The sequence below is a fragment of the Romboutsia sp. Marseille-P6047 genome (genome assembly GCF_900604535.1).
Classification (GTDB): Bacteria; Bacillota; Clostridia; order Peptostreptococcales; family Peptostreptococcaceae; genus Romboutsia_E.
Genome location: NZ_UWOT01000006.1, coordinates 145618 through 168792, shown reverse-complemented (window position 1 = coordinate 168792; position 23175 = coordinate 145618). Strand labels below are relative to the sequence as shown.

Sequence of the window (23175 nt, the reverse complement as noted above, 5' to 3'; positions counted from 1 at the left end):
GTTAGATGAAAGAATTTACTTTCAATGGAGTAAGTAGCAGAAATTTTAATTTAAAGGTGAAAAAATCTAATCATCTTTCAAAAGCTAAAAAAAGAATTGAGTTAATAGAAATCCCTGGTAGAACTGGGGATTTAATTGTTTCTGATGGAAGTAGAGAAAATTTAAATTTAGAAATAGTAGTTTATTTAGATGCTAGGGATTTAAATACTAAAGAATATTCAGATAGGATTGACGAATGGCTAAATGGCCATGAAGGATATAAACCTATTGTATTTGATGATGGAACTAAATTAGACGCAGTATTTATAGGACAGATAGATTTTGAAAATATAGTTAAAAACTTTGAAGAAGTAGTATTGTTATTTAGTGCTAAACCAAGTGAGGTGATTAAATGATACCTAAGCTACATGATAAGACAGGAACAGTTATAGGAGAATTAACAGATTGTTTAAAAGGTATAACAATAGAAGAACGAAATGGTATGCTTGAAGCAGAGATAACATATCAATTATTTTCACCTCATTGGGATAAACTTATTAGAGGTAATATATTTACTGCAGATGTTAATGATAAAATTAAAAATCAACAATTTAGAATATATAAAGTAGGTAAGACAATAAAAGGTGTATTTAATGTTTATGCTAGACATATTTCTTATGATGCACAAAGGGATATGACAGAAGGATTAGATATACAAAATCAAAGTTGTGAGTATTGCTTAAATATGATATTTAGAAACTCACAGTTCTCTCAAAAGTTTAAAGGGCATTCAGATATAGTTAATGCTCAAAACTTTAAAATAGGACCTACAAAATTATTAAGTGCAATAGGTGGAGTACGAGGATCTATAATAGATACATTTGGAACTGGTGCTGAAATATTAAGAGATAATTATGATTTTTATGTATTAAATAAACGAGGACATGACAATGATGTAATTATAGAATACTCCAAAAATATGACTGGACTTGATTATACTGAAGATGAAGAAGGTTTAATAACTAGGATTAAAGCTATAGCTAAATATACAGCAGAAAGTGGAGAAGAAACTGAAATATTTACATATGTAGATAGTCCTAAGATATTAGATTATGAAACACCTTTTATAGAGACTATAGATTTTAGTGATAAATTTGAAGATGAAGAAATCCCAACGACTGAAAAATTAAAAATATTAGGAGAAAAATATTTTAAGAATAATAAATGTGACTTCGTAAAGTTTAATTACAAAATATCTTTTATACCTCTTAGTAAATGCGCAGGTTATGAAGATATACAAGATAAAATAGAACTATGTGATACAGTAGGAATTAAAGATTATAGATATAACTTAGATACTAAAGCTAAAGTAATAAAGACTACATATGATTTTTTAAGAGAGAGATATGATAGTATGGAGGTTGGAGAACCAAGGACTACCCTAGGTGATGTTGTAGGTGGAGGAAGCGAAGAATCTAAACCAGGACCGCCTGGTCCACAAGGACCTCCCGGGGCAGATGGGAATATTGGAGATTTCCCCAACAGTTTACCAAGTGTACCTGTTTTATCTAGTAAACTATATGGATTTTCTAGTATTGAGCTTAGTTGGACTTATGAAAATAAAGTCTATTACAATTATGAACTATATGCAAGTAAGATAAAGGACTTTACACCTAATGTATTTGACTTAATACATGCAGGACAAACAAGTTCTTTTTTATTTCAAGCAAAACCTAATGAAATCTGGTATTTCAGAGTATGTTGCGTGAATAGTCATGGAAATAGAACAGAATTTAGTTCTCAAGTTGTAGTTACTACTAAAAAAGTAGATGATTTAAGTAATTATGTAGATAATATGGCTATAAATGATGCTCTTATAGGCACTTTATCACTTGAGAGAGGTTGGATAGGTCAATTAAGAGGTAACTGGATAGATGCAAAGAACTTATCTGTAACAGATGGTAATGGTAAAAGAACTTTAGATATAGATAGTTTTGGGAATGTGAATATAACAGCTACTAACATAAAGATGATAGTAGATGGAGAAGAACAAGGAATAGTTGGTCAATCTCAATTTATACAAAATAATAAAGAATTTGAATTTAAAATAACAGAAAGCACTAGTCCGAACTTAGTGCCGAACAGTTCTTTTGAAAAAGAAGAAGTCTATACTAAAAACCATCCCTTTATATTAGATTGGACCAAAGGTGGAGATGGAACTTATCCTTCTACAATAGATGGTGGAAAAGCAATATTAATATATACCAATGGAGGAGATAGTTATTTTGTTAAAGATACAGCTATAAAAATAGACCCAAATTCAACATATACTATAAGTTTTTACTATTGCTGCACTCATGGTAGAAATGGAAGTAATTATATATTTATAAATGGAAACCCTGTACATATTCCAATAACATATATAGGCGATAGAGCTTGGCACAGATATGAATTTATTTTTAATACACCTGAGAATGTTGATGGAATAACTGCAATTAGACTTGGTATTGTAGCTCAAGAACGTTGTTGGATATTATTTGATAATGTTCAAATAGAAAAACGTAAGGGTGCATCAACATATAGGTATATGCAAAATGAAGTGTGCAACGGGAATGGATTTATTGATAGTGAAGGCATAGGATTTAAGCATGAAGATGGTAGCTATACTAAGATGCTAACTAACGGATTAATGCGATATGTAGGCAGCACTGGATATTCATATCATTATCTTACTTACATTGGTAAAACTCAAAAGTTAGATTTAAACCCTGTAACAATACAACTTCCTGATGATTTTAAGGGTAAGGATTTCAAAGTGAATCTATCTATAGAAGAAATAGCTAATCCGGAAGGGTGGATGGTACAATCATTTCAAGTATTAGTTCAAAATATAGATAATTCAAATGCTACATTTCAGATATATGGAGGTTCTCAATCACAGTTATATGATGGAACTCAAGGTACAATGAAGCCTACTACAATTTCATACACAGTAACTGCATAAGGAGTGATATTAAATGAAGTTAGAAGAATATAAAAATAAGATGACATTGTTTTATTCTAAAAGAACTGGAGAGATACAGACATTTTGTACAGGGATTCAAGATATGAATCTATTCGGTGATAATAAAGAAGATTATGATGTTATTTGGGATTTTATAGTAATAGATTATAATAATAAAATTCTTAATAATAAAGATATGTTTTGTGTCGATTTAAGCAGTAAAACATTAAGGTTAAAAGAATTTAAATTTTAAGAAGGTGACTCAATGGCTAAGCGAAATATTAAATTTAATTTAGACTTCTCTAATAAAGATATTCTCCCTAAGTTCAATATAAAGCAGTTTGATAATGCTTTAATTACTATCTCAACTTACTTAGAAGGGAATATATTCAATCCTACAGGTAATACTTGTAAGCTTTATGTAAGTATAGGTAAAGAAGTTTTCTTACAGGAAAGTAATATAAGTGTATTAGAAAATGCAATAAAAATAGATTTAGATAAGAATATAATTAGTGAAGGCGGAAAGGGACTTGGAGAATTAGAGTTATCAGATATTAATGGAATTCTAACAAGTGCTACTTTCTTATTTAATATTGATTCTAAAATAGGAGAAGGCTCAACAATACCTGGACAAGTAGAGGGGTTTATTGCAAAGCATGAAAGATTAATTAAAGAATTTAAAGAAGAATATAATAGTAGGCTTGAGATCATACAAACTGAACTTAACACTAATACGAATAGAATAGATCAAGTTGAAAGTAAAAATGAGGAACAAGATTCAAGGCTTCTTGATATTGAGGAGAAGAACAAAGTTCAAGATGTATATATACAAGGTTTATTTAATGAAAATAAAGATGGAAGGTTAACTATAGAGGGTGAAGGAAATTCTTTAAAGTTAGAGGGTAGTAAAGAAGGACTTGTTACCATCGATAAAGTAGTTGGAAATACTTTAGTTAATGAAGAAATGCAGTCTACCTTTGAAAACTGTAAAGTAACACAAGAAATGGTTGAAAGCGGTGAAGAAAGTGTAAAGAATTTAGGTAAGTATAAATGTGAAGTTGTGATAAATGGTAAGAATTTATTAGGGTTGCAAGATGTTACTCAAACATTAGATTTAACAGGTTCATTATCACCTCAAAGCGGTGTTAGTAAAGGTTCAATAATATACAAAAATGTTGATGTATCTAGTTTTAAAGGACAATACATTTTAAGTGGCGACTTTACTTTAGATAGTAATAAATATAATTTGAAAGTAATATGTCACAACATAGAAAATACAAAAAATACACATAATGATAGCTACAATTATTTGATTCAAAAAAACGGAGGTAAAGAATTTAACTTTAATACAACTATAGACTTAACTAATTATAAATATATAACTATAACAACAGGTAACATTGTACCATTGGAAAGTAAAATTTATACGGTTAAGGTAAATAAACTTCAAATAGAGGAAGGAACACAAGTAAGTTCACACGAACCTTATTATTACTCAACTAAAACAATATATCTAAATTCACCACTACACAAAAGTGATGAGATAGTTTACATTGATGGTGAGCTAAAACATTATCATAAGATGGGTAGATATTTATTATCACATAACAATGATATAAGAATGTATGATAATAATTTACCTAATTATAATAAATATGGTTTAGCAATGACAGGTTATAAGTTTAAACCAAATGGTGAAGGATGTTGTGATAAAATACCATATATTCAAAACAATTCTGATGATATATTTCATGTCAGACTGGATGGCACTAAACCTTATGGAGGTCTAACACTATGGTTGCCGAAACAATATGGTTCTACAGTTGATGAACTAAAAACATATATGAGGGATAATAACATTGAATATAATCTAATCCTAGAGTTAGCAGAACCTTATTATGAAACAATAGATACAGATAGGTTATTACTAGAAATACCCAATAATGCAACTGTAAGCGTTAAGAGTGTAGTTCCAGTTCAGTCTATGGCTGCTAGCTATACTAATGGAATACCTAACGTATATGGTTTACAAGAAACAAATCAAGTTCAAGATGATTTGATAAATATATCACTTTTAGCGACTGATGAAATGTATACGATGTTAGAACCTATATTAGAATCAATACCACAAGTAATTAATAACGAAAGGACGATGAGTAAAATGGTAGATATGTACGTAGCTATGGTTATAAGAGGACTTAAAACAATAGAGGATGTTCCTGCGAGATATAGAAAAGAAGTACAAGATATATTAAATAAATTAGAAAAGTAGAACTTGTTACAGGTGAGTAATTAAGTTCTTTTTTATTGTATATAAAGGAGATTGTTATGGCTGAAGACACTTCACAAGAAGTTAGAGAACGTCTAATTAGAATTGAAGTTCTCTTAGAGAATATAAATAAAAATCATGAATTGAAGAATGAAATTATAGAAGAAAAAATAAAAGTAGCAAATAATAGAATATCTGACTTAGAAAATAGTAATACATGGTTATGGAGAGCAATAGCAGGTGCTTTAATTAGTTCTGTTATTGCTCTTTTAATAAAATTTTAAAGGAAGGTAATTTATGAAAATAAACTGGAAAGTAAGATTTAAGAACCCTTTATTTGTAGCACAATTAGGAATGAGTGTATTAGTTCCTATATTAGCCTATGCAAACTTAACAGTACAAGATTTAACAACGTGGAAAGCACTTGGTGATTTATTGCTAGGTGCTTTTTCTAATCCATATGTATTAGGATTAGTTGTTATAAGTGTTTATAATGCAATTTTAGATCCTACAACAAAAGGTATAAATGATAGTTTAAATGTATTAAATAAGGAGGTAGAGTAATTATGAATTTTTTAATAATGGCAGGGCATTCAGATAATGGGTATCTAGGTAGTGGAGCAGTAGGAATTATAAATGAAAGTACAGAAACTAGAAGAGTTGGACCAGTAGTAGTTGATTATTTACATAAATTAGGTCAAAATGCTACATATTTAAAATTGGATAAGCCAACAACTTCTTCATACCTTAATGATCAAGTTAAATTAGCTAACTCAAAAGGTGAATTTGATTGCGTCGTACAAATACATTTTAACGCAGGAAGCAAAGATGCAAATGATGAACAAGCTGGAACAGAAACTTATTATCGAAGTGAAAATGGCAAAATATTTGCAGTAAGAGTCAATAATAAGTTAAATGAATTATTTAGAAAAAGAAGTACAGGGGCTAGAAATGATAAACCAAATCTATATTGGCTTAAGTATACTTCTTATCCTGCAATACTTATCGAAGTGTGCTTTGTAGATGATAAAGATGATGTTAGAGTATACCAAGAAAATTTTGATAAAATATGTAGGCTTATAGCAGAAGGTTTAGCAAATAAAACGATACAAGAGTTACCTGGTGATTTTAATCCAATAACATATTTAAAATTATATAAGGACGTGTTGCTTGAGTGTATGCATAAATCTACATTTAAGCCACTTGATCATTATAAAGAATTTGGTGCTAAAGAAGGAAGAGTATATAATAATGATATAGATTATTTATTCGCATATGAAGATGTATTGTTAGCAGTAAATAATAATTCAAGTCTATCTGCAGAAAAGCATTATTTAGATAACGGTAAAAATGAAGGTAGAAAATATAAATAGATACAATATACATACAAGGAAAAATAAAGGCTTTTTACTTTTATTTAAACGTATCTGATGAAAAATAAATATCAATGATATAATATAAAAAAGGGATTTAATCCTTCGAGAACTTATCGACCCAAACTTACATGAGGTGAATTGTAAGAGCTTTATTAGTGCTTAACTAACATAAAAAGGTAGCCATTCCCAACTTGGCTACCTTTTATTTTTATTGTTGATAATTACAAGTAATATGTTGATAACTTGCTAATTTATGTTAGTAACCCTGTTGATATCGTTATGTACTGGTAATGTCAGTTCTAAAATCATATATAATGTTTAAATTTCAATATCGACATAAAATAATAAATTTTATGTTATTTGTATTTTTATGTTTTTTTTAAAAAAATACAAATATGATATACAAATTAAAATTAAATATGCTATAATATATCATACCCTTTGTTTATCGCTAAAGAGTCTATAAGTAGGGTTTGTGACTCTACCTCTTAGAATCTTTCAAAAGATTGTAATCGTGAAAAAGCACTCTTTAATAGAGTGCTTTTTATTTTATTTATTTCTATAAAAAAAGTGTCCCCCGGGGACACTTTTTTAAATTTTAGATTGATTAGTATATAAATCTGTTTGTTCATTTAAGAATTTTAACTCTAATTTTAAATTATTAACTTCTTTCATATCATTTGTATTTTTATGTTTAAAAAAAATACAAATATGGTATACAAATTCAAGTTAAATATGCTATAATATTCCAAACCCTTTGTTATTGATAAAGAATCTATAAGTAGGGTTTGTGACTCTACCTCTTAGAATCTTTCAAAAGATTGTAATCGTGAAAAAGCACTCTTTAATAGAGTGCTTTTTATTATATCGAAATTTACTTTTCGATGTTTTCTTACCATTACTAACTCTTTTACAATCTAATCACAACCAAATTCTTTACAATCAATATTTTCCAATAATTCGCCTGTTGCAATAGCTTTTCTAAAAGTAGAGTCTTTTAGATTATATTTTTGAGTTACTTCTGCAAATAATAATACTTCAAATGAGCACATGTATTTTATATACTATCTTTTCCTAAAAAATATATAATTGGTAGCTTTATAATTTCTACAAAATATTCCATTTTTACATACTTAACGACCAATTACGTTAAAACCATTTACAAATTCAGCTTTTCATAATATCTTTTTAAAAGAAGTCTGGTAATTGCTACTAATAATTTTTAGGGGGAATCATTATAAAAACAAAAAAATAAAGGAGAATTTAGAATGAAATTTAGTAAAAAAATTTATTGCGGAGCTATAATAGGTAGCTTACTATTAGGGAACTTAAGTACACTAAATGCATATGCAGATGGCTATAAGGAGGTTAAAGTTGATAACTTGCAGGTATATACAGATAAAAACGAAGTCTTATCTAAAGAAACACCTATATCAAGCATTGAATACAAAGGTGATTCTCTAAATATAATTAATGCAAAAAGTAATGAGAATATAATTTTTCATAATGATGGAAAACCAATAGAGACAAACTTATTTGAAGATAAGCAGGGTAATGAGCTTTTCGCAGTATCACTAGATAATGAAAATGGACAAAATATATACACTTATCATATGGCTGATACAGATGAGGTAAACATAAACGATACAATATCTAAAATACAAAAAGAAGAATTCAATGTAAGAAATACAACAAGAGCTCTTACTGGAGATGGAATGTATTCAGAAGGTTTTAAATGGGATTTTTATGCTACAATCAATGGAGCGAAGCAACAACAGGGAAGTCTATCTACTTCAGTGCTTATGAAGAGGGATCGTGCTAGTTCAAATACACAATCAATTTGGTCTGTAGAAGAATCATCTCAGCTATTATCTCGTTCAAATAGAGAAATAAAAAATCATGTAGTTAGAATGGATGTAAATCAATCTACCCAAATATTACATGACTGGGGTCCAAGAGCTCAAACTAATGGAGATAAATTAAGTGTTAGTCTTGGAGGTTTATCAAATCCTAAAAGTTGGTCTTTTAGTATAAAAGGATTTGGATTTGTTGATCATTCAAGACAAGGAAGCAAATATGGCAGATGGGAATTTATTAATAAAGGAATATATCCATCTAGGGAGCTTAATGTAAAACCGGGTATAACTGTTACCAATAAAAAAGGTAATTTAATAGTTAAACTAAGCCAAACAGTACAATTCTCTAAAAGTAGCCATCAAACAGGTGTCATTACTATAACAGAACCAGATTTTAAGTAATTACAAAATATCTTATTAACCTATAATGATATAATCTTATTTTGTATATTTACAACGTTAATCAAAATTAAATAATCCAAGTTGTAAAGTGTGCACTTATATAAACTTAAATTATTTTAATTTTCAGATCATAAATTGTTTCATATGTTGTTGAAGAATTTTTAAGATACATTAGTCATCAATAAATAACTCAAAATATTAGAAATAATTGGTAAAATATCCTTGTATAGTTAATACTCGTTTTTAGGACTCTAAAATGAGTATTAACCATCTTTTACCTTTTACTAAAAGAAAAGGAGACATTTTTTATGAAAATAGATAAAATTCTTAAAGTAGTATCAATTATAATTGGATTTGTAGGAGTTATACTTGGACTTTATACATTTTCAATGGATTTAAGATGGATGCTAACATCAAAAAACTTTGAATTAATATTAAAGTATGTATTTATAATAAGTGGCTCTATTATAACTGCATTAATAATATATGGGTTTGGAGAAATGTTAGAGTTATTATATAAAATCAATGAAAATTTATCAAAGCAAATAGAAAAATAGATACGCTTGTGATTTATATTATTGAAAAAGTCATCAACTAAATCTGAATAAGATAAACCTCGTAGAGTTGTACCTATGAGGTTTATTTTTTTAACACTATTCAAGTTGGTTCTAAGGTTAAAATAATTGGTTCTAACTATGCAACAGGGCAAACTATACCAAATTGGGCAAAAAGTAAAATTTATACGATTAGTAAAATAGATGGAAATAAGGCTCTTATACAGGAAATTACTAGTTAGGTATATATTTCAGATTTGAAATTAGCATAAAACTAAGGGATTAATGAAAAAAATAAAGGGCTTAGAATCGATTCTATGAGGTCGATTTTAAGCCCTTTTTATATAAATTCAATTTAATATAAAATTTTTATTCACCCTTTAAAATTACTTTTAAAATATTACAATACAATATATACCCTAATAATGATCCTAATAAATTTAATAATAAATCATTGATATCAAATACTCTATATGGTGCTCTTATCCATAATAAACATATTATTAATTGTGATAATTCAATTAATAAGCTAGTTAAAAAGAATATTTTATTAAAATTTTTATATCTTTACATTTTTCAAATGATAAAGGAAGTAAAAATCCTAAAGGTATAAACATTACGATATTTCCAATTACTTGCTTTATAAAAGAAAATTTATCCATTTTGATAAAATCGTTGAATGGAATTAAATTTAAATAATAATTATTATATGAAGCTAGCTGAAGTGATTCAACACCAATTTTATCTAATGGTAATGGTAATATTGTAATATGGAAAACTATTACTCCGTAAAAATATAATAATGTAATATAAAATATTTTTTTAAAATTATATTTGGATTTTTTTAAATATATAAAAGAACACTATATAAAATTATCGAAATTAAAAATGTAAATAAACTTTTTTCTAACCACATATTATTGAGAAATTGTACCTGAAATAGTTCCAGGAACATTTCTTTGAGCCTTTCTTAATATTAAGTAATGCTTTCCACTTTTACTTGGTGTAAAACTTGTAATTATATCGATATAACTTTTATATGATTCGCTTGTAAAATAATGCTCTCTTACACTTCCTACTGTTGTTTTTCTTCTAACTTCAATATAAGCCTTCTCGGTAGCTCCTAAGTTTGTATTAGTTACTTTAGCAGTAGCTGAAATTTTAGTATATTTAGCATTTAAGTCATAATATTTTCCGTTAGCTCCACCATCTATAATATTTCCATTGCCCCAAGTTCATGAAAAATTTGCTGAATACGCTAAGCAAGTTCCTGATAATGTAAATATCATTATCAAGCTTGAAACCATAATTGCTTTGATTTTTTTCTTTTCATAATTATTTCCTCCTCAAAATTATTCTTAGTAATTTATTTAATTCCTTCAAATTATATTATTAATGACAAAATTTGCAAATAGTTTTAACATAACTGGTCGTTAAATGTGCAAAACTAGAATATTTTGTAAAAAAATATACGATTTAACGATTAAAACTTATGTAATATAAAAAAATAGAAATTATAAAATTCTAATAAAAATCTACCTATTCCAACAAATTCAATTCCATTTACATTTATATCTATGTCTTAAAGTTGTCGAAATATAAGTAGTTTTATCTAAAGTATTTACACAACAGTAAATTATGATATTATTAGACTTAAATAAGGAATATCTTAGGAGTATATATATGAAATTTTAAAAAATGAAACTAATGTTATCTGTAATGTGTTCAGTATTAATTGTAGGAGTTAACGTTAATAAGTCATATGCAGGTTATAATCGAAACATTGACAATTTAAGAGTTACTTTAAAGGTTAGGAGTTCACCTTCAATATATTCAACTCATATAACTACTTTAGATGCAGACAAAGATGTAGTAGCAGGTAGTGACTCAAGCTCTAAAAGATGGGTAACTGAAGGTGGTGTTAGTAGGCTTTGGTGTTCATATGCTTACCCACAATTATCAAATGGAAAGTATCTAAATAATACTCGAGGATGGATGTGTGTATCTGAGACAGGTATAAGTAATGGTAGTTATATTGAGTCAACAGGTGGAGCTGTTATAACTCCTTCTTCAGGTGGATACTTATACCAAAATAGTTCATTAACATCTAAATATCCTACCAAATATGCACGTGGAACAACATTTGGTCCTGGTCAATTTTATTTTCAACATAGTGCATCAAATTTAAATGCTTGGGAAGTTAGACCTGGTGGAGTACTTAAATACATGGATGGTTGGTTGACAAATGCTTTTAACAAATAATATTTACAATGTTATATGATAAGGAGAGGTTATGTTAATTAAGAGGAAAATAACAACGATAGCAGTAATAGGGTTAGTACTCATATCTAGTGGTGTTATAAGTAAAGCTAATTATGATGAAAATGAAATATCTAAAAATAGAGAAATTGTAAAAACTAGTTATGAAAATTTATTAACGGCAGATGGAATAGATCATGTTAGAATAACATATGCTAATGGGGAATATGTAGATATAGAGAGATACTGAAAGAATGTTAGATCAAACAGACCATTATCATGAAAATGGAGAATTAATGTCTCGAATATTAATATTGAATGAAGGATCAGAGGCAATATCAATCGGAAATGACAACGGTGTATATTCAGGCTTAAGACAAGAGCTAACACATGATATAATTAAAGAAAATAAGAAAATGCTAAAAATATCTATGGTAGAATCTTATTTTACCTCTGATATTGAATCTGGATTAGATATTAATTGGGAGTCATCATATACAGAGGATGATAATATTATTAAATATTCTAGCAAAAACCATAATATATATATAGATAAGAATGATAATAGAGTATTAAAGAGATAGATTCTATCTAATGGAGAATTGTATCAGACTATAGAATATGATTTTATTAATAGAAATTCAAGAAGTGGTCAAGAATTATTTAGAATAGATAGTCCATTGACATCAAAAATGAGAAATTCTATAGACCTTAGTAATATTGAAATAACAGATAGTAAGGCTGAACCTGATGTTCCACTTAAAGATGCCAGAGGATAGCTGTATTAAAAATAAAATACTAGGGATAACTTTATCCCTAGTATTTTATTCTATAATAAATTAAATTATTTTTTATTTTATTATAGGTAGCATAACTCATAATTGATCCATTGAACCAAAATCTAAGCGAACCATGTGTTACACCTAGCAATTTAGCGGACTTGTCCATTGTGAAGTTATTATTTTTAATCCAAAGTTTTAAACTATTTATAAAGTTATCATAGTTCCAAACTAAATGAGTATATCCATCTCTACAAAGATAATTAATATCAAAGTATTCTGATAAAAGTTTTAGTATAGATATTGACGGATAATATCTGCCGACTTCATAAGCACTTATTATACTATTTGTAACATTGCATATAGATGCTAAATCTTTAATATCAAGATTCTTATCTAATCTAGATTTTCTAAGCCTTCCACCAAATGTATTTTCATTTATTTCATCCTTAATATACATGGAAATATTTGTATTTTTATCAATAGAGCATCTGATATATCGTGGGTAACCATAATAGTTGATTTATGTTCATTTTTTATAATCTTATATACATCATCATTTACTAAAAGTCTTGTTTGATAATCAAGTGCAGAGAATGGTTCATCTAAAAGTAATATACTAGGATTTACAGATAGTGTACGAATAAGAGCAACTCTTTGTCTCATACCACCGGATAATTCTTTTGGGTACATAGTTCTAAAATCCCAAAGGTCGTATGTTTTTAAAAGTCTTTCAACTCTTTTCATAGCTTCAGGTGTTTTTTTATGTTGAATCTCAAGTCCTATAGTTATGTTATCCATTATATTTCTCCATTCAAGCAAATGGTCTTTTTGAAACATATATCCTATAGTTCCATCAATTTTTACTTCTCCTGATGTTGGTTCCAATAATTTTGTCAAGATGTTTAAAATAGTAGATTTTCCACTTCCAGATGGTCCAAGGAGTGTTAGGATTTCACCTTCTTTTAGAGTGAAGTTTACGTCTTTTAAGACTTCTAGTTCACCGTCTTTACCATAGAAGATTTTGTTAAGTTTTTTTACGTCTACTATTGTTTTCAATATATCACCCCCTGTTATCTATATAGTTTATTGTATTAAAATTAGGGGAAATTTGTACCAATTTATAGGTTTTATTATTATATTAAAATTATTTAGGTAGATATTTTGATTAGAATTAGGTAGATATTTTGATTAGAATAGGCATTAATTTATATTTAGAATTGAAAGTAATTTGGAAATAATTAGTAGGTAAAATGGGAATCAGAATGAGGTATTATATTTGTAAATTATATCAATAATAATTTAATTAGCTTATATTTCTGGAATTAAAATAAGGATTATAAAATGATTGAAATTTGTCTAAAAAAGTGTTATGCTATCAACAGTAAATTTAAAAAGAATATCGTTACTACATATATAATTAACTTCAGAATTACGATTGATTATATATAGAAGAGCTTATTTTTATAAGCTCTTTTTTAATGATAAAGAGAGGTAATAATATGATAAAAGTAGATAATTTATCCTACTCATTTCCGCAAAAGGATCTATATAATAAGGTTTCATTCACATTAAAAGAAGGTCAACATTGCGCTTTTATAGGATCTAGTGGTAGCGGAAAAAGTACACTTATAGATATAATTATGGATCCAGAAAGATATATGTTCGATGGTAAATTAGAAATATACCCAAATTGTAAAATTGGATATGTAAGCCAGTTCTCGCAACTAGACAAAACAAAAGAAACTACAGTTTTTGAATATATAGGTGAAGAATTTATTAAACTACAAAAGGAAATAGAATCTATTTGTAATGAAATGGAGACATCTTCAGATATTGAAACGTTATTACAAGAGTATCAAGAAGCTTTAGATACATTTGAAGCAATTGATGGAGATGATTTCGAAAATAATATTAATAAAAAATTAAATCTTGCAAATCTAAATAGGCATAAAGATAGAATGATATCTGAACTTAGTGGTGGAGAATTTAAACTTGTACAAGTAATTAAGGAAATGCTTAATAATCCAGACTTAATGGTTATGGATGAACCAGATGTGTTTTTAGATTTTGAAAACCTTAATTCTCTTAAAAATCTAATTAATTCATATAAAAAAACAATGTTAATTATTACGCATAATAGATACTTGTTAAATCATTGTTTTAACAAAATTATTCATCTTGAAAATACAGAGATTCAAGAATTTGATGGAAGATATATTGATTATAATTTCTCATTACTTCAAACTAAAATTGAGTTACAAGAACTTGCTATTGCTGATGAGGAGGAAATTGAGAGAAATGAAGCTTTAATCAATGTATTAAGAGAGAAAGCAACTTATAATCCTGATGCTTCTAGAGGTAGAGCTTTAAAAGCTAGAATTAAAATACAAGAAAGATTAGAAGAACGTAGAATTAAAGCTCCATTTGTAGATATTAAACAACCTAATATTAATTTACTTACTAATAATGAAATAGAAGAAACTATAGCTTTAAAAGTTAATGACTTTAGTGTTGTTTTTGATGAAATCCTTTTAGAAAATGTTAATTTTGAGATTAAATCTACTGATAAAGTAGCTATTATTGGAACAAATGGTGTTGGAAAAACTACTTTACTAAGATCAATATTTAAAAATAATAATGAGTGTATTGAAATAAATGATAATATTGAAGTTGCTTATTTATCTCAGATGCAAGGTGAAATATTAAATGAGTCTAATACAATACTTGAAGAGTTTTTTGAAGTAGGATTTAAAAATTACAGGGAAGTTAGATCATATATTTCAAGATATGGTTTTGAAGAAGAGGTTATTGAACAAAGGATAGAATCCTTATCTGGAGGAGAAAAGAATATACTACAACTGGCTAAAGTTTCTGCTAGAAAGGCCAATATGTTGCTTCTTGATGAGCCAACAAGTCATTTAGATACTTATTCACAAATAGCATTAGAAAAAGCTATAGAAAATTATAATGGAGCTATTTTAATGATTTCTCATGATTATCACTTTATAGTTAATTGTATGGATTATGTTTTAATGATAGAAGATAAGACCATTAGAAAAGTTAGCATGAAAAAATTTAGAAAAATGATTTATGCTACTCATTTCGATAAAGATTATTTAGAAATTGAGCAAAAGAAAAAATCCGTTGAAACTGAAATAGCATTGGCTTTAATAGATACTGATTTTGAACGTGCAAAAACTTTATTAGAAGATTTAGAAAATCTTATTAAATTACTTTAATCTATTTAAAAATATGTTGGTATAATTATCAGCATATTTCTTATAATTTGTATTTTAAGTATATTATATATAGTAAATAAAAGGTGTGAACAGTTAAAGGTTCACATCTTTTATTTTAATTAAGAAATTTTATAAATTATTAAAATTAAGCTTCAAATTATAAATTTAATTGAAGAAATCATTATATCACCAATTGATTAAATAAATTAAGAATATATTCATACGATAGATAAATAAAGTCAGAATATATCTCAATATATAATATGGATAAAATACAAATTATGACACAATATCTATATTTTTAGTAACCTAATAAAAGAGGATATAAATTAAAAATTATTTTAAATATAGAAAATACGAACTGATATAAGTTGTAAGAATATTTTCTGTGTGATAATATTTTATTTAGTATTTAATAAAATCTAAATAATAAATGAGGATGAGAAATATATGAAATCTATAAACATACTAGAAAAGATATCAGATGGAAAATTATATGATATTGATGACACAGTAAAAGCAGATACATGTGGTTGTAATGGTTGCAGTGATTGTTGTTATGATATTGGTGAACTAGTAGTGCTTACACCCTTTGATGTATATGAAATAGTTAATTATTTAGGTGTAGAGTTTGTTGAATTACTAGGAGATAAGATTGAATTAATTGAAAGTAACAAAATTTTATTACCGCATTTAAAGATGAAAGATGATAATAAAAGATGCAGCTTTTTAAATAAAGAATTTAGATGTATGATTCACTCTAAACGACCAAACATTTGTCGTTTATTTCCACTTGGAAGGGTATATAAAGATGATGACTTTAAGTACTTTTTACAAGTAGGAAATTGCCCTAAGACTGATTTAAAAGATGTTAAAGTAAGAGACTGGATAGGTATTGAAAACTATGATGAAAATAAAATATTTATATTAGAATGGTATAAATTTATTAAAGCATTAACCTTCCGTTTGAAATTCGTCAGAGATGAAGAAGAATTAAATGAAATTAATCAATTTATATTAGATAATTGTTATAATATCAAGGTAAAAGAAGGAGAGAGTTTTTACTCTTTATTTGAAGAAAATTTACCTTATGTAAAAAATAAATTAGGAATTATTTAAAAGACAAACAGATATCTATTGTGGCTAAGCAATATTAGATATCTGTTATTTTGTTTATGTAAAAATACACTGATTATAATTGTTAAATACTGTATATTATTGTACTATTATAATAGTTTCGATTATATAAATGGGGAGGGTATCATGGAACTTTATACTAACGGTATTTTATATATGGGGATCTTTAGCATGATTTTTAATGGATTAATAAAAATTATGGCTATATATACAATGTATTTAACTATAAAATCTTTTAAAATATATATAAGTAAAAATTCATAATAGTTATATGGTTTTGGATAATATTAAATGAAAAATATAGATCTAATTATGGATAAAACTAATAAAAATAGATAGATATATTGAGTATGCAAAATATCTATCTATTTTTATTAGTTTTTTTAATACCATGTTCTTTGATTTATAATTTAAATAAAGTAGATAAATAATACATTAAAGTTAAGGTCCACTATACAGTAAAAAAGTAAGTATAGTGGTTCTGTAAGGAAATACATTCTATATGGTAAAATCTAGCTGGATTAAAAAGTAAAGAGGAGAAGTTAATATGAATTCATTAATAAGTAGTGATAACACATGGATGTTATGGACGTTCTTAGTGGTTTGGTCTGCTATAAGTATAGTATTAGAACAAAAATACAAGTGGGCATCTAAAGTAACAGGAGCAATTATAGCATTATTAGGAGCAATTATATTTGCAAACTTAAAAATAATACCTACAGAAAGTGCTGTGTATGATTCGGTATGGTCATATGTAGTACCAGTTGCAATACCACTATTATTACTAAAAGCAGATATTAAAAAAGTTAAAAATGAAAGTGGAAAAATGTTAGGTGCATTTCATATATCAGCTTTAGGTACAGTAGTAGGTACGTTTATATCAGCATTTTTACTAAGCTCATTAATACCACATGTAGCTGAGATAGCTGGTATGATGACTGGATCATATATTGGAGGAGGAGCTAATTTTGTTGCTATGACAAATGCTTTTAAAACTCCAGAAAATCTAACTAATGCAACAATAGTAGCAGATAATTTAGTTATGGCTGTGTATTTTTTTGCAACTATGTCAATACCTTCGATACCATTCTTTAAGAAAAAATGGGGTATGGCTACAGAGGGTGAAGAAAGTATTAGTGGAAGTTCTACATATTGGACTAAAAAAGAAATATCATTAAAAGATATAGCTATATGCTTAGCAATTGCCTTTTCAGTAGCAAGTTTATCTAACTTATTGTCTGAGTTCATCTCATCAATAATACCTACTTCAAATATACTATTAAAAATGGCTAATTCTATTTTTGGAAACATGTATTTAATAATGACAACATTAATGTTAGTAGTAGCAACAGTATTTTCTAAACAATTAGACGAAATTAATGGAGCAGAAGAAATAGGTACGTTTTTAATTTATTTATTTTTCGTAGTTCTTGGAGTACCTGCATCTATATCAGAAATAATAAAAAATGGTGCTTTTATATTAGTTTTCTGTATACTAGCAGTGTTTATACATTTAGTTGTAACTTTAGGAGTGGGAAAATTGTTCAAGTTTAAACTAGATGAATTATTACTAGCATCAAATGCTTGTATAGGAGGTCCAACAACTGCTGTAGCTATGGCTATAGCTAAAGGGTGGAATAGTTTAATAGTACCTACAATGATAGCTGGTGTATGGGGATATGTTTTAGGAAATTACGCTGGAATAATTGTTGGAAATATACTTCAAGTTATTTTATAGTATGAGTTATAAATATAATACCAATAAAGTCCAGTAAATAATATTTACTGGACTTTATTGGTATTATATTTAGATTTAATTAATACGAGTTTTATAATTGCTTATATTTTAATTTTAAAGATATAAAAATACAATTCAAACTTATACAATGGTATAATGAAAGAATAAAATAATAATTATTTAATATAAACTATATAGGAAAATTTTATGAAAGATAAGAGTTATATGTAGCTATATATGTGAATATTTTAATGAACAAAGTAAATCATCCAAATAGGAGGAGTCATAAATGAATATTTAAAAGAAAACTCTAGAGAAGCAGATGAAGTTACGAGTGGCTTAGATAAAGATATACTAGTTTGTGGACATACTCATATACCATATGCAAAATATTATGGTGAAAAACTCCTTGTAAATGTAGGTAGTATAGGAAAGCCAAAAACTAATAAACCTGATGCAAATTATGTTATTATAGATATATCAGATACGAATGTTAAAGTTGAAATAGTGGAAGTAGCTTATGATTTTGCAAGACTTATAAGGGAAGGTAGTGCAAAGTAAAATAAATAACTAATTTAAATTTAAGAATAGAATATTTAAAAAATTGAGAATTTAAGATAGTAATAAAAAATAACTGTATCTAAGATTATAAATTATTAGGTACAGTTATTTTTTATTACTATCTTCATAAGTTCTACATATTTATTTCATATAATTGATTAATAAAATAAAATGAAAGGTTGTGATTTATATGGACAGTGATCCTCTACTGATAAAAAATAATAAAAATATAAAAATAGAGTTCATATATTATATCACAAAAAGATTACTTAAATGATATGAACTCTATAAAAGGGAGATTATCATGGTACAAGTAATAAGCAATTTAATAGAAGAAAGAAAAATATTAGAGCTAAGTGAGTATTTTCAAGGATTAAACTCAGTAGACATAGCTAAAGATATGATTTATTTAAGTGGAGAAGAAGTAGTATTAGCATTTAGGATACTACCAAAAGATGTAGCTGCAGAGGTTTTTTCATATTTAGATAAAGATATGAAGCAATATATAATACAGTCAATTACAGATAGTGAAATAAAAGAAATAGTAGATAAACTATTCTTAGATGATACAGTAGATTTTATAGAAGAATTACCATCTCATATCGTAAAAAAAGTTTTAAAAAATACTTCAAAGGAAAAGAGAGAACTTATAAATCAATTTTTAAAGTATAATGAAAATTCTGCGGGATCAATAATGACTATAGAATTTATAGATTTAAAAGAAAGTATGACGATTAAGGAAGCGATAAACTATATAAGATATGAATGTCTAGATAAAGAAGATGTTGATACTTGTTTTATAATTGATAAAAATAGAAAATTAAAAGGAGTACTACCTTTAAGACAATTAATTTTAAATGATGAAAATACTATTATAAAGAACATAATGGATAAAAATATAATCACTTCTAAAACTATAGAAGATCAAGAAGTAGTTGCATCTGAATTTAAAAAATATGACTTAACATGTATGCCAGTAGTAGATGGTGAAAATAGATTAGTAGGAATAATAACAGTAGATGATATTATAGATATAATTGATAAAGAAAATACAGAGGATTTTCAAATAATGGCAGCTATGAAACCTAATGAAGTTCCGTATTTAAAGACTCCAGTTATAGAGCTTGCAAAACATAGAGTTATTTGGCTTTTAGTTCTTATGATATCTGCAACCATAACAGGCTCAATTATTAAAAAATTTGATGATGTATTACAATCTGTAGTAATACTTGCAGCATTTATACCAATGCTTATGGATACTGGTGGTAATGCAGGGTCACAATCTTCAACTTTAGTAATAAGAGGCCTAGCGTTAGGTGATATAAAAATAAAAGATTATTTAAAGGTTATGTACAAGGAATTTAGAGTAAGTTTAATAGTTGCATCTATTCTTACGATTGTAAATTTCTTAAGAATATATTTATTAGAAAAAACTGATTTAATAATTTCTCTTACTGTGTGTGGAAGTTTATTTTTCACAGTAATAATAGCAAAGGTTGTAGGAAGTTTACTACCAATTATAGCAAAGAAATTGAAGTTTGATCCTGCAATAATGGCCAGTCCACTAATAACTACTATAGTAGATGCCTTTGCTCTAATGGTATACTTCACTTTTGCAAAAACTCTCTTAGGAATTTAGGAATATAGAGGGCTATTTTAGATATCCATTTTTATATTTTAGTTGATAGTTTAATATTAAAGTGATTGTACGTTATACTATAGTTAGCAGATAAATTTGAATTTTAGGAGACTTTATATGGTTAATATATTGGTTGTTGATGATGAGAAAAAAATTTGTGAATTTGTGAAGGCTTATTTGGATAAGGAAGGATATTGTACTTCTGTTGCTTATGATGGAAATACTGCTATAGAGTATTTTAACAATGATAAATATGATTTAGTTATATTAGATAGAATGCTTCCAGATATAAGTGGTGAGAACATTTGCAGGTCTATTAGGAATAAGTCTGAAGTACCTGTAATAATGCTTACTGCTAAAATTGAAGATGAAGATAGAATAGAAGGGTTTGATTTAGGTTGTGATGACTATTTGTGTAAACCATTTAATGTAAGGGAACTTGTACTTAGAGTTAAGGTTATTCTAAAAAGAAGTAAAAACTTAAGTGATAAATGTGATAGTGGTATTATAAAATTTGGAAATGAAATTGAAATAAACACTTCATCATATGAGGTTAAGGTAAGAGGTAAATTTATTTCTTTAACTAGTACTGAGTATAAAATATTATTAATGATGGCATCTAATCCTAAAAGAGTATATACAAGAGTTGAGATTTTAGATAATTTAGTAGAAGGATATTATGAAAAAGACGATAGAGTTATTGATAGTCATATAAAAAATTTAAGACAAAAAATAGAAGTAGACCATAAAGACTGTAAAATTATACAAACTGTATATGGTATAGGGTATAAGTTTGGGCTTAAATAATAAAGTTATATCTCTAAGAAATAAAATAATAATATCTTTTGCAATAATAATGACTCTAACAGTTTTAGTAATAACCGTATTTGTAAGAAGAACTTTTGAAAATGAGTTTGGAAAATATGTAGATGATAGTAACAAATCTGAGGTTGAACATTTAATAAATTTTGATTTGAAAAATATTTACAAGGATAAAGTATGGGATATTGATTTAATAAAAGGTTTATGCGAAGACTCCATAGGAAAAGGGATTGCCTTAGAAATATACGATATAAATAATGAAGTTATATATGGAATATTTGAAGATGAAAACAGTTTATCCAATAAGATATTAAATAATATAAGAGAAAATATGGAGAGTATAGAAGATAATTGGAGTGCTAGATTAAAGGAATATAAGGTTGATATATATGGAGAAAATAATAATATAGTTGGATATGGACAGATATTATATTATGAATCACTATATTATATGGAAAATGATATTATGTTTCTGAATATAATAAATACTTTTATGAAAATTATAAGTATTATATCCATAGGTAGCGTGATTATAATATCTTTAATCATTTCAAAGTCAATATCAAGTCCTATAGAAAAAGTATCTATGATGGCTAAAACTATTGGTGATGGAAAATATAAAAATAAAGTTGAGTACAAAAATAATATAAAAGAAGTTAAAGAATTAGTGGAATCCATAAATAAGCTATCTTACAAATTAAATGAACAAGAGCAGCTGAGAAAAAGGATAACTACTGATGTAGCTCATGAACTTAGGACACCACTCACTAGTATTCAAGGTCATCTAGATGCAATGATAGATGGAATTTGGGATATGACGACAGATAGACTTGTAAGTATAAGAGAAGAAGTAAGTCGCTTAAGTGATTTGGTAGGTAGTCTTAGACTTTTATCAAAATATGATAGTGAGAAAAATGCTCTAAACAAATCTAATGTTAATTTACAGAAACTTATACAAAATATTGTATATAACTGTGAAAGTGCTGCTTTAGCTAAAAATATAAAAATTAATTGTAATTTAGCTAAAATAAATATTAATATTGATAAAAATCAGTTTTCTCAAGTTATAGTAAATTTATTATCTAATGCTATTAAGTATACTAATAGAGATGGGGAAATAAATATAAAATCATATGAGGAAAAAGATAATGTAATTATATCTATTAAAGATAACGGAGTTGGAATTCCAACAAGTGATATAGAATTTATATTTGAAAGATTTTATAGAGTTGATAAATCTAGAGATAAAGAAACCGGAGGTATAGGAATAGGTCTTACTATAGCAAAAAGTATAGTACATGCTCATAATGGAGACATATATGTAGATAGTGAATTGAACAGAGGAAGTATGTTTACAATAATAATTCCTAAATAATTATATATATATAGTTGCTTTGATATTGATAACATGATATTTTTTGAAAAAATCAAGTTTTATATTTTAGTTTTCTAGGGTTTCGCAGTTTATAGCTGGCTGCTCCGAGAGAAAACGCACAGCTTACTGTGTACACGGAACGATAAAAGCCTGGGAGATATTTTTTATAATACTCCTATGGCT

At 26.9% G+C, this 23175-nt stretch carries 26 protein-coding genes and 1 riboswitch; of the genes, 21 read left to right on the top strand and 5 right to left on the bottom strand.

Annotated features, from left to right (window positions below):
- Window positions 1–5: 5 nt before the first annotated feature.
- The 7 genes from EIH23_RS08370 to EIH23_RS08340 are packed head-to-tail and all read left to right on the top strand — an operon-like array spanning window position 6 to window position 6625.
- On the top strand, window positions 6–395 hold the full coding sequence (locus tag EIH23_RS08370; protein WP_122639836.1) for a hypothetical protein: 390 nt from the start codon (window positions 6–8) through the stop codon (window positions 393–395).
- Complete coding sequence (locus EIH23_RS08365) at window positions 392–2983, top strand: phage tail spike protein (RefSeq protein ID WP_122639835.1); 2592 nt, start codon at window positions 392–394, stop codon at window positions 2981–2983. The genes EIH23_RS08370 and EIH23_RS08365 overlap by 4 nt, the downstream gene beginning before the upstream one ends.
- Window positions 2984–2996: 13 nt before the next feature.
- A complete protein-coding gene (locus EIH23_RS08360) occupies window positions 2997–3236 on the top strand; it encodes a hypothetical protein (protein WP_122639834.1) in 240 nt (79 codons plus the stop codon).
- A gap of 12 nt (window positions 3237–3248) precedes the next feature.
- Complete coding sequence (locus EIH23_RS08355; protein ID WP_122639833.1) at window positions 3249–5255, top strand: CD1375 family protein; 2007 nt, start codon at window positions 3249–3251, stop codon at window positions 5253–5255.
- 56 nt (window positions 5256–5311) lie between these two features.
- Window positions 5312–5536 (top strand): hemolysin XhlA family protein, encoded by a 225-nt coding sequence (locus EIH23_RS08350; protein WP_122639832.1) that lies wholly within the window; start codon window positions 5312–5314, stop codon window positions 5534–5536.
- A 13-nt stretch (window positions 5537–5549) separates the two neighbouring features.
- Window positions 5550–5816, top strand: coding sequence for a phage holin (locus EIH23_RS08345; RefSeq protein WP_122639831.1), 267 nt, complete (start codon window positions 5550–5552; stop codon window positions 5814–5816).
- 2 nt (window positions 5817–5818) lie between these two features.
- Window positions 5819–6625, top strand: a complete 807-nt coding sequence (locus EIH23_RS08340) for an N-acetylmuramoyl-L-alanine amidase (protein WP_122639830.1) — start codon at window positions 5819–5821, stop codon at window positions 6623–6625.
- Window positions 6626–7545: 920 nt separating this feature from the next.
- On the opposite strand, the gene EIH23_RS16725 is transcribed toward EIH23_RS08340, so the two are convergent.
- Window positions 7546–7680, bottom strand: a complete 135-nt coding sequence (locus EIH23_RS16725) for a hypothetical protein (RefSeq protein ID WP_279265836.1) — start codon at window positions 7678–7680, stop codon at window positions 7546–7548.
- A gap of 216 nt (window positions 7681–7896) precedes the next feature.
- On the opposite strand from EIH23_RS16725, the gene EIH23_RS08335 reads away from it, so the two are divergent.
- The gene (locus tag EIH23_RS08335) at window positions 7897–8886 is read left to right on the top strand and encodes a hypothetical protein (protein WP_122639829.1); all 990 of its coding nucleotides are present in this window, start codon (window positions 7897–7899) and stop codon (window positions 8884–8886) included.
- Between the two features lie 308 nt (window positions 8887–9194).
- Window positions 9195–9443 (top strand): hypothetical protein, encoded by a 249-nt coding sequence (locus EIH23_RS08330; protein ID WP_122639828.1) that lies wholly within the window; start codon window positions 9195–9197, stop codon window positions 9441–9443.
- 366 nt (window positions 9444–9809) lie between these two features.
- Here EIH23_RS08330 and EIH23_RS17200 read toward each other — a convergent pair whose 3' ends face one another.
- The gene (locus EIH23_RS17200) at window positions 9810–9986 is read right to left on the bottom strand and encodes a VanZ family protein (protein ID WP_122639882.1); all 177 of its coding nucleotides are present in this window, start codon (window positions 9984–9986) and stop codon (window positions 9810–9812) included.
- Window positions 9974–10249 carry a VanZ family protein gene (locus EIH23_RS17195; RefSeq protein ID WP_442970290.1) on the bottom strand — a complete coding sequence of 92 codons (276 nt, stop codon included), beginning with the start codon at window positions 10247–10249 and terminating at the stop codon, window positions 9974–9976. Before EIH23_RS17195 ends, EIH23_RS17200 begins: the two co-directional genes overlap by 13 nt.
- 889 nt (window positions 10250–11138) lie before the next feature.
- Between EIH23_RS17195 and EIH23_RS08315 the strand changes: the two genes are divergently transcribed.
- From EIH23_RS08315 to EIH23_RS16280, 4 genes are read left to right on the top strand one after another with little or no spacing between them, the layout of a single operon-like run.
- A complete protein-coding gene (locus EIH23_RS08315) occupies window positions 11139–11702 on the top strand; it encodes a hypothetical protein (RefSeq protein WP_124097563.1) in 564 nt (187 codons plus the stop codon).
- Window positions 11703–11733: 31 nt separating this feature from the next.
- Window positions 11734–11949, top strand: a complete 216-nt coding sequence (locus EIH23_RS08310; protein ID WP_122639825.1) for a hypothetical protein — start codon at window positions 11734–11736, stop codon at window positions 11947–11949.
- A 4-nt stretch (window positions 11950–11953) separates the two neighbouring features.
- On the top strand, window positions 11954–12283 hold the full coding sequence (locus EIH23_RS08305) for a hypothetical protein (protein WP_122639824.1): 330 nt from the start codon (window positions 11954–11956) through the stop codon (window positions 12281–12283).
- Between the two features lie 18 nt (window positions 12284–12301).
- The gene (locus EIH23_RS16280) at window positions 12302–12478 is read left to right on the top strand and encodes a hypothetical protein (RefSeq protein ID WP_164489018.1); all 177 of its coding nucleotides are present in this window, start codon (window positions 12302–12304) and stop codon (window positions 12476–12478) included.
- Window positions 12479–12515: 37 nt separating this feature from the next.
- On the opposite strand, the gene EIH23_RS08300 is transcribed toward EIH23_RS16280, so the two are convergent.
- Window positions 12516–12938: a helix-turn-helix domain-containing protein gene (locus tag EIH23_RS08300; protein WP_122639823.1), complete on the bottom strand. Its 423-nt coding sequence runs from the start codon at window positions 12936–12938 to the stop codon at window positions 12516–12518.
- The gene (locus EIH23_RS08295; protein ID WP_122639822.1) at window positions 12917–13537 is read right to left on the bottom strand and encodes an ABC transporter ATP-binding protein; all 621 of its coding nucleotides are present in this window, start codon (window positions 13535–13537) and stop codon (window positions 12917–12919) included. The genes EIH23_RS08300 and EIH23_RS08295 overlap by 22 nt, the downstream gene beginning before the upstream one ends.
- A gap of 443 nt (window positions 13538–13980) precedes the next feature.
- Here EIH23_RS08295 and EIH23_RS08290 point away from each other — a divergent pair, with 443 nt between their 5' ends.
- The 8 genes from EIH23_RS08290 (at window position 13981) to EIH23_RS08260 (ending at window position 22992) form a co-directional block, all read left to right on the top strand.
- On the top strand, window positions 13981–15720 hold the full coding sequence (locus EIH23_RS08290) for an ABC-F family ATP-binding cassette domain-containing protein (protein WP_122639821.1): 1740 nt from the start codon (window positions 13981–13983) through the stop codon (window positions 15718–15720).
- A 450-nt stretch (window positions 15721–16170) separates the two neighbouring features.
- Complete coding sequence (locus EIH23_RS08285) at window positions 16171–16839, top strand: YkgJ family cysteine cluster protein (protein WP_122639820.1); 669 nt, start codon at window positions 16171–16173, stop codon at window positions 16837–16839.
- Between the two features lie 144 nt (window positions 16840–16983).
- Window positions 16984–17121, top strand: coding sequence for a hypothetical protein (locus tag EIH23_RS16275; RefSeq protein WP_164489017.1), 138 nt, complete (start codon window positions 16984–16986; stop codon window positions 17119–17121).
- 283 nt (window positions 17122–17404) lie between these two features.
- Window positions 17405–18595, top strand: coding sequence for a DUF819 family protein (locus EIH23_RS08280; protein ID WP_122639819.1), 1191 nt, complete (start codon window positions 17405–17407; stop codon window positions 18593–18595).
- Between the two features lie 264 nt (window positions 18596–18859).
- Window positions 18860–19156: a metallophosphoesterase family protein gene (locus EIH23_RS17105; RefSeq protein ID WP_122639881.1), complete on the top strand. Its 297-nt coding sequence runs from the start codon at window positions 18860–18862 to the stop codon at window positions 19154–19156.
- Window positions 19157–19460: 304 nt separating this feature from the next.
- Window positions 19461–20795 carry a magnesium transporter gene (gene mgtE, locus EIH23_RS08270; RefSeq protein WP_122639818.1) on the top strand — a complete coding sequence of 445 codons (1335 nt, stop codon included), beginning with the start codon at window positions 19461–19463 and terminating at the stop codon, window positions 20793–20795.
- A gap of 117 nt (window positions 20796–20912) precedes the next feature.
- Window positions 20913–21602 (top strand): response regulator transcription factor, encoded by a 690-nt coding sequence (locus tag EIH23_RS08265; protein WP_122639817.1) that lies wholly within the window; start codon window positions 20913–20915, stop codon window positions 21600–21602.
- Complete coding sequence (locus EIH23_RS08260; protein ID WP_243113356.1) at window positions 21589–22992, top strand: sensor histidine kinase; 1404 nt, start codon at window positions 21589–21591, stop codon at window positions 22990–22992. The genes EIH23_RS08265 and EIH23_RS08260 overlap by 14 nt, the downstream gene beginning before the upstream one ends.
- A gap of 63 nt (window positions 22993–23055) precedes the next feature.
- A riboswitch (guanidine-I (ykkC/yxkD leader) is annotated at window positions 23056–23151 on the top strand.
- Window positions 23152–23175: the final 24 nt, after the last annotated feature.